Annotated in this window: 8 protein-coding genes; 5 read left to right on the forward strand and 3 right to left on the reverse strand. The window is 71.6% G+C overall.

Features of this window, described 5'->3' with window-relative positions:
- Positions 1-57 precede the first annotated feature (57 nt).
- The gene (locus ACZ4D5_RS24135) at positions 58-2,463 is read left to right on the forward strand and encodes an ATP-binding cassette domain-containing protein (protein WP_467774461.1); all 2,406 of its coding nucleotides are present in this window, start codon (positions 58-60) and stop codon (positions 2,461-2,463) included.
- Here ACZ4D5_RS24135 and ACZ4D5_RS24140 read toward each other — a convergent pair.
- The gene (locus ACZ4D5_RS24140) at positions 2,426-3,286 is read right to left on the reverse strand and encodes an EamA family transporter (RefSeq protein ID WP_467774487.1); all 861 of its coding nucleotides are present in this window, start codon (positions 3,284-3,286) and stop codon (positions 2,426-2,428) included. The two genes, ACZ4D5_RS24135 and ACZ4D5_RS24140, sit on opposite strands and share 38 nt — an antisense overlap.
- Positions 3,287-3,414: 128 nt before the next feature.
- On the opposite strand from ACZ4D5_RS24140, the gene ACZ4D5_RS24145 reads away from it, so the two are divergent.
- Positions 3,415-4,272: a LysR family transcriptional regulator gene (locus tag ACZ4D5_RS24145; RefSeq protein ID WP_467774462.1), complete on the forward strand. Its 858-nt coding sequence runs from the start codon at positions 3,415-3,417 to the stop codon at positions 4,270-4,272.
- Positions 4,273-4,288: 16 nt separating this feature from the next.
- Here the strand turns inward: ACZ4D5_RS24145 and ACZ4D5_RS24150 are convergent, their stop codons facing one another.
- Positions 4,289-5,137: an alpha/beta fold hydrolase gene (locus ACZ4D5_RS24150; protein ID WP_467774463.1), complete on the reverse strand. Its 849-nt coding sequence runs from the start codon at positions 5,135-5,137 to the stop codon at positions 4,289-4,291.
- An 85-nt stretch (positions 5,138-5,222) separates the two neighbouring features.
- Between ACZ4D5_RS24150 and ACZ4D5_RS24155 the strand changes: the two genes are divergently transcribed.
- Positions 5,223-6,080: an AraC family transcriptional regulator gene (locus ACZ4D5_RS24155; RefSeq protein ID WP_467774464.1), complete on the forward strand. Its 858-nt coding sequence runs from the start codon at positions 5,223-5,225 to the stop codon at positions 6,078-6,080.
- A gap of 90 nt (positions 6,081-6,170) precedes the next feature.
- A complete protein-coding gene (locus ACZ4D5_RS24160) occupies positions 6,171-6,911 on the forward strand; it encodes a flavodoxin family protein (RefSeq protein ID WP_467774465.1) in 741 nt (246 codons plus the stop codon).
- A 49-nt stretch (positions 6,912-6,960) separates the two neighbouring features.
- Here ACZ4D5_RS24160 and ACZ4D5_RS24165 read toward each other — a convergent pair whose 3' ends face one another.
- Positions 6,961-7,422 (reverse strand): MarR family winged helix-turn-helix transcriptional regulator, encoded by a 462-nt coding sequence (locus ACZ4D5_RS24165; RefSeq protein ID WP_467774466.1) that lies wholly within the window; start codon positions 7,420-7,422, stop codon positions 6,961-6,963.
- A 142-nt stretch (positions 7,423-7,564) separates the two neighbouring features.
- Between ACZ4D5_RS24165 and ACZ4D5_RS24170 the strand changes: the two genes are divergently transcribed.
- The coding region (locus ACZ4D5_RS24170; RefSeq protein ID WP_467774488.1) for a glyceraldehyde 3-phosphate dehydrogenase NAD-binding domain-containing protein at positions 7,565-7,659 on the forward strand (95 nt) is incomplete at its 3' end.

Below are 7,659 nucleotides of genomic sequence, written 5' to 3' on the forward strand. Positions count from 1 at the left end.
TGACTGCACGGTCGTTTTCCGGCCGTGGATCCGGCCGTGGATACAGATGGAGACGTGATGAGCATGGCCAAGAGAACGAGTACGCAGTCGCCTGCGCCGCACGCCGCCGACAGCCACGACATGATCCGCGTGCACGGCGCGCGCGAGAACAACCTCAAGGACGTCAGCATCGAGATCCCGAAGCGCCGTCTGACGGTGTTCACGGGCGTCTCCGGCTCCGGCAAGAGCTCCCTGGTGTTCGACACGATCGCCGCGGAGTCCAAGCGGCTGATCAACGAGACGTACAGCACCTTCGTGCAGGGCTTCATGCCGAACATGGCGCGTCCCGAGGTCGATGTCCTGGACGGCCTGACGACCGCGATCACCGTCGACCAGCAGCGGATGGGCGGCGACCCCCGCTCCACGGTCGGCACCGCCACCGACGCCGACGCGATGCTGCGCATCCTGTTCAGCCGGATCGGCAAGCCCTACGTCGGCCCGCCCAGCGCGTTCTCCTTCAACACCGCGACGGTCCGGGCGAGCGGCGGCATCACCGTCGACCGCGGCGCCGCCAAGACGAAGACCGTCAAGGCGACCTTCAACCGGGTCGGCGGCATGTGCACGCACTGCGAGGGCCGCGGCACGGTCTCCGACATCGACCTCACCGAGCTCTACGACGACTCCAAGTCGATCGCCGAGGGCGCCTTCACGATCCCCGGCTGGAAGTCGGACAACGTGTGGACCGTGGGGATCTACGCCGAGTCGGGCTTCCTCGACCCGAACAAGCCGATCCGCAGGTTCACGAAGAAGGAGATGCAGGACTTCCTCTACCGCGAGCCGACCAAGGTGAAGGTCAACGGCGTCAACCTCACCTACGAAGGCCTGATCCCCAAGATCCAGAAGTCGTTCCTGTCCAAGGACAAGGAGGCGATGCAGCCGCACATCCGGGCCTTCGTGGAGCGGGCGGTCACCTTCACCACCTGTCCCGAGTGCGAGGGCACCCGGCTCAGCGAGGGCGCCCGGTCCTCGAAGATCAAGCGGAAGAGCATCGCCGACGCCTGCTCGATGGAGATCAGGGATCTCGCGGAGTGGGTCCGCGGCGTCAAGGACCCTTCGGTGGCCCCGCTGCTCACCGCGCTGCAGCAGACCCTCGACTCGTTCGTGGAGATCGGGCTCGGCTATCTCTCGCTGAACCGAGCGTCGGGCACGCTGTCCGGCGGCGAGGCGCAGCGCGTCAAGATGATCCGCCACCTCGGCTCCTCGCTCACCGATGTCACGTACGTCTTCGACGAGCCCACTGCGGGCCTGCACCCGCACGACATCCAGCGCATGAACGACCTGCTGCTGCAGCTGCGAGACAAGGGCAACACGGTGCTCGTCGTGGAGCACAAGCCCGAGGTCATCGCCATCGCCGACCACGTCGTCGACCTCGGTCCCGGCGCCGGTGCAGCGGGCGGCACCGTCTGTTTCGAAGGCACCGTCGAGGGGCTCCAGGCGAGCGACTCGGTCACCGGGCGCCACCTGGACGACCGGGCCGCCGTCAAGGACGCGGTGCGCGAGCCCACCGGCGCCCTGGAGATCCGCGGCGCGACGGCGAACAACCTGCGCGACGTCGACGTCGACATCCCGCTCGGCGTGCTCACCGTCATCACCGGTGTCGCGGGCTCCGGCAAGAGCTCGCTCGTGCACGGCTCGATGCCCGAGCAGGCCGGGGCCGAGGGGGTGGTCTCCATCGACCAGAGCCCGATCCGCGGCTCGCGGCGCAGCAACCCCGCGACGTACACCGGGCTGCTCGACCCGATCCGCAAGGCGTTCGCGAAGGCCAACGGCGTCAAGCCGGCGCTGTTCAGCGCCAACTCCGAGGGCGCCTGCCCCACCTGCAACGGCGCGGGCGTCATCTACAGCGACCTGGTGATCATGGCGGGCGAGGCCACCACCTGCGAGGACTGCGAGGGCAAGCGGTTCGACGCGTCGGTCCTGGAGTACCGCCTCGGCGGCCGCGACATCAGCGAGGTGCTCGCGATGTCGGTGGCCGAGGCCGAGGAGTTCTTCGGCGGCGGCGAGGCGCGGACGCCGGCCGCGCACAAGATCCTCCAGCGGCTCGTCGACGTCGGGCTCGGCTACCTCACCATCGGCCAGCCGCTGACCACCCTCTCCGGCGGCGAGCGCCAGCGCCTCAAGCTGGCCACCCACATGGCAGAGAACGGCGGCGTCTACATCCTCGACGAGCCGACCACCGGCCTCCACCTCGCCGACGTCGAGCAGCTCCTCGGCCTGCTCGACCGGCTCGTCGACTCCGGCAAGTCCGTCATCGTCGTCGAGCACCACCAGGCGGTCATGGCGCACGCGGACTGGATCATCGACCTCGGCCCCGGCGCGGGGCACGACGGCGGCCGGATCGTCTTCGAGGGCACCCCCGCCGACCTGGTCGCCGCCCGCTCCACCCTCACGGGCGAGCATCTCGCCGCGTACGTCGGGTCCTGATCCCCGCGCCGACGGCGGGCCGGCCCGTGGCCGTGCCCGCCGCGACGGCGTTGGCGGTGACGATGACCGTGACGGCGAGCCACGAGGCCGCGTCGAGCCGCTGGCCGAGGACCACCAGGCCGACCAGCGCGGCGAACACCGGATTGACGCTCATGAAGATCCCGAAGTGCGCGGCGGGGATCCGGCGCAGCGCCAGCAGGTCGGCGAGGAACGGCACGGCGGAGGAGAGCACTCCGGCGGCGAACGCGCACCACAGGGCCGCTGCGGTGGGTCGCCCCGCGTACAGCACGGCGATGCCCACGGGAACGTAGAGGAGCCCGGAGACGGCCGCCGCCGCTGCCGAGCCCTGCACGCCGGGCAGCCGCTCGCCCACAGTGCGGTTCAGCAGGATGTAGCAGGCCCAGCAGAGGGCGGCGAGCAGTGCGAGGCCGATGCCGAGGTAGTCGGTGCTCGGTCCCGGGCGGGTCAGGACGACCACCGCCCCGGCGGCGGCGAGCGCGCAGAGCAGGTCGGCGCGGCGGCGCGAGGCGGCCAGGGCCACGGTGAGCGGGCCGAGGAACTCCAGCGTGACGGCGAGGCCGAGCCCGATCCGGTCGATCGCGGTGTACAGGGAGAGGTTCATCGTCGCGAACACCACGGCGAGGGCGAGGACCGGCCGCCACTGCGCCGCGGTGAACGTCCGAAGGCGCGGCCTGCCCGCGCCCGTCAGGACGAGCGCGGCCACCCACTGGCGCACCGCCACCACGCCCACGGGGCCAAGGACGGGGAAGGCGAGCGCGGCCACGGACGCCCCCACCTGATTGGACAGGCCGCTGCCCAGCATCAGTGCCGTCCCCGACCGGCGGCCCGAACTCACCTGCTCCACACGCGTGTCGACTGCCATGGCACGAGACTCCGCGCCCCGGCCGCATGCGCAAAATGCATCCGACGCCCCACCTATACGCTCGGCGCATGGACGGACGAGCGGAGCTGGAACTCCGGCACCTGCGCTGCCTGATCGCGATCGTCGAGTACGGCAGCTTCACCGACGCCGCGATCGAACTGGGTGTCTCCCAGGCATCGGTCTCCCGTACGCTGCTCGCCCTCGAACAGGCCCTCGGCGTACGGCTCCTGCACCGCACCAGCCGCACGGTCACGCCGACCACGGCCGGTGTGCAGGTGCTCGCCCGCGCCCGGCGCGTCCTCGCGGAGGCGGAGGCGCTGGTGAGAGAGGCCGCCGTCGGCCACACCCGGCTGCGCCTCGGCCACGCGTGGTCCGCGCTCGGCCGCCACACCGCGGAGTTCCAGCGCCGCTGGCACGCCCTGCACCCCGACGTCGAGCTCCATCTGATCCGCCACAACACCCCTACCGGCGGGCTCGCCGAGGGACGGTGCGACCTGGCCGTGGTGCGCGGCGCGATCGACACGCGCCGCTACGCCCACGCCCTCGTCGGCCACGAGCGGCGCTGCATAGCGCTGGCCGCGGACGACCCGTGGGCGCGGCGCCGCAGTGTCCCGCTGGCGGAGGTCCGCGAGCGGACCGTCGTCGTGGACCGCCGCACCGGTACCACCTCCGTGGAGCTGTGGCCCGAGGGGGCGCGCCCCGTGGTGGAGCACACCCACGACGTCGACGACTGGCTCGCCTCCATCGCCACGGGCCGCTGCGTCGGCGTCACCCCGCAGGCCACCGCGACCCAGTACCGCCGCGTCGGCATCGTCTACCGCCCGCTGCGCGACGCGCCGCCGGTCCCCGTCCGTCTCGTCTGGCACCGCGAGGACCCCCATCCGGCGACGGACGCGGCGGTGGCGCTCGCGCGCGGCCTGTGGTGAGCGAACTCCCGGAGCGTCAGGCGGCGTTCAGGGCCCGGGTGAAGGCCAGCAGGAGGGCCGCGGTGCGCTCCGGTTCCTCCAGGATGGGCGTGTGTCCGGCACCGGACAGCCACTCGACCCGCGCGCCGGGGACCACGCGGTAGTCCGCGGCGGACGAGGGCCGCCACCTGCCGTCCAGTTCGCCGAAGACCACCTGGAGCGGCTTGCCGAGTGTCCTCAGGCGGTCCGGGAGCGCGAGTTCGCGCAGATAGGCGGTGGCCGCCCGCATGGCCGCGGTGAACGCGTGGTGCGGCATGGCGCGCAGGTCGTCGACGAGGTCCTGCGGCAGGGGGTGGCCCGGCCGGAATCCGGTGCTCGCGAGCGTGCGGATCTGCTCGTCGGTGGGCGGCCACTGCGCGGGGCCGGTCGCCGCGGACTCGGGGGCGATGAAGGCGTCCAGGGAGGGGCCGGTGCCGATGAGCGCGAGCGCGGTCACCAGGTCCGGGCGTTGCTCGGCGAGGGCGGTGGCAGCATAGCCTCCGCTGGAGTGGCCGACGGCGATGACGTGCCGGACACCGAGCCGGTCCAGGACCGTGCCGACCGTGCGTCCCTGCTCGGGGGTCTCGTAGCCGCGGCCGGCCGGTGCGGACGAGCGGCCGTGCCCGAGCAGGTCGACGCGGATGACGTGATGGGCCGCGGTCAGCAGCGGGACCAGCGCGTCCCACGAGCGGGCGGAGGACGCGGAGCCGTGGACGAGCAGGAGCGCGGGTGCGTCGCGGGGGCCGTCCTGGCATACGTGGATGTCGCCGACGTCGAGAGGAAGGAGCGCGTGCTCGGTTGCTTCGGCGCCGTGGTTCACGTGGAGTTGTCCGTCGGAAGGAGTCATGGGCCCACTGTCGTGGCCGTCGTACGCCGCCGTCTTGGACGAATGTTCCCTCCTGGCGAGGAGTGCTCCCGCCTAGCCTGGAGCGATGAGGGCCATTGTCGGCGAGCGGGTCGATCCGGCCGCGTGGGACGTCGTGCGTCCGCCGCGGTCCGCTCTCGCGCCCGGTGTGGACATGGCCGGGTTCTCCGTCCCCGGCCCGCTGGCGGGCAGCCTCCGGGTGGTCCCCCACCCGGCCGTGACGCTGTACCTGGAGTTCGGGGCGAGCCTGTCCGGCGTGGACGACGGCGCCGGTCGCCGGTATCGGGGCAGTCTCGTCGCCGGGCCGGGTTTCGGGTCCGGAGGCGCTGTCCGGGCGTGGGGCGAGCGCGTCGAGTGCGTGCAGGTGCGGCTGTCGCCGCTGGTCGCGCGCGCGGTCCTCGGCATCTGGCCGGCCGACCTGGCCGGTGGCGGGGTGACCCTCGACGACCTGTGGGGCCGGGAGGTGTCACGGATCCGCGAGCAACTGAGCGGCATCTCCTCGTGGGAGGGCCGCTTCGCGCTGACGGACGCGCTGCTCGCGCGCCGCCGCGCCGCGCGGTCGTCGGTGGACCCGGAGGTCGCCCGTGCCTGGCGCCGGATCGTCGCCGGCCGTGGTCTCGTCCGGATCGACCGGCTCGCGGCCGAGGTCGGCTGGAGCCGCAAGCGCCTGTGGTCCCGGTTCCACGCGCAGATCGGCATGCCGCCCAAGCAGGCCGCGAAGCTGGTCCGCTTCGACCACGCCGCCCACCGTCTCGTCGCGGGCGAGGCCGTGGCCGAAGTCGCGGCGGACAGCGGCTACTTCGACCAGTCCCATCTGCATCGGGACGTTCTGGCGTTCACCGGACTGACCCCGGTGGCCGTGGCCGACGAGCCGTTCCTGACGGTCGACGACATCGCGTGGCCGACCGCGGTGCGGCTCGGCTGACGTCTCCTTCGCCGACTCGGCGGTATCCGGCGGTGCCCCGCGCGCGCAGGCTGGTGGTGACGTACTCCCACCCCCGTGAGGCGGCTGCCCATGTCCGAGACCACGAACGCGACGCAGGCCACGACCGCGTACCGCTACGACGAGCTCAGCGCGCTCTACGTCAACTGCACGCTCAAGCGCTCCCCGGAGACGAGCAACACCGAGGGCCTGATCGACAAGAGCCGTCTCCTCATGGAGAGGAACGGCGTGACGACCGAGCTGATCCGCGCCGTCGACCACGACATCGCGACGGGCGTCTGGCCCGACATGACCGAGCACGGCTGGCCGTCCGACGCCTGGCCCGCGCTGTACGAGAAGGTCATGGCCGCCGACGTCCTCGTGCTGTGCGGGCCGATCTGGCTCGGCGACAACAGCTCGGTCATGAAGCGGGTCGTCGAGCGGCTCTACGCCTGTTCCAGCATCCTCAACAGCCAGGGGCAGTACGCCTATTACGGCCGCGTGGGCGGCTGCCTGATCACCGGCAACGAGGACGGCGTCAAGCACTGCGCGATGAATGTCCTCTACAGCCTCCAGCACCTCGGCTACACCATCCCGCCGCAGGCGGACGCCGGCTGGATCGGCGAGGCGGGCCCCGGCCCCTCCTATCTGGACCCCGGCTCCGGCGGCCCCGAGAACGACTTCACCAACCGCAACACCGCCTTCATGACCTGGAACCTGATGCACCTGGCGGCGCTCCTGAAACAAGCGGGCGGCATCCCGGCCCACGGCAACCAGCGCTCCGCGTGGGATGCCGGATGCCGCGACGACTTCCCCAATCCTGAGCACCGCTGAGAATCCGCCGTGGTGGCGGCACTTGGCGACGCCGGCCGGGTTCCCGCGCCTACGGCCGGGCCAGATCGCCGAGTTCCGCGAGGCGTGAGAGCGCGGGAAGCGCCTCGGTGATCGCCCGCTGCTCCTCGGGCGTCAGCCGGGCGACGAGCGGAAGCAGACGGCGGGTCCGGTCCTCGAGACGGGACCTGCCGACCTGTCGGCCCGCCTCGGTGATGTGCACGAGCGTGGCGCGTCCGTCCGTCGGATCGGGGCGGCGTTCCACGAACCCGTCGCGTTCAAGTCGCGCGACCAGCTGGGTGAGTCCCGGCTGGCTGATCTGTTCGGTCCTGGCGAGTTTGGTGAGTCGCGTCGGGCCGCGGGAGGTCAAAGTGTCCAGCACGGACAGCGTCGTGAACGACAGCGCCTGCAACGCGGGCAGGCGAATGTAGAAGCGGTTGAAGTTCTCGATTGCCGTGGTCAGGGCACTCACGTCCAAGTGGTCCCGCGGGCCGTTGGTCTGCGAAGTGGTCACCCTAGAAAAATAGCGCGCACTTATATAAGCTCCTTGACGCATTGGTGGTCAGCGCCTCGCTGCGGTACGCGGGCCGCACCGGACCTCCATGGCGCAACGGCGCGTCGACCCACGTCAGTAGCGCAAGGCGAGGAATGCATCTATGACCACGCGTATCGGCATCAACGGCTTCGGGCGTATCGGACGCAACGTCTTCCGCGCGGCGGCCGCGCGGGACTCGGGACTGGAGATCGTCGC

Source organism: Streptomyces sp. NPDC025651, from assembly GCF_055558735.1.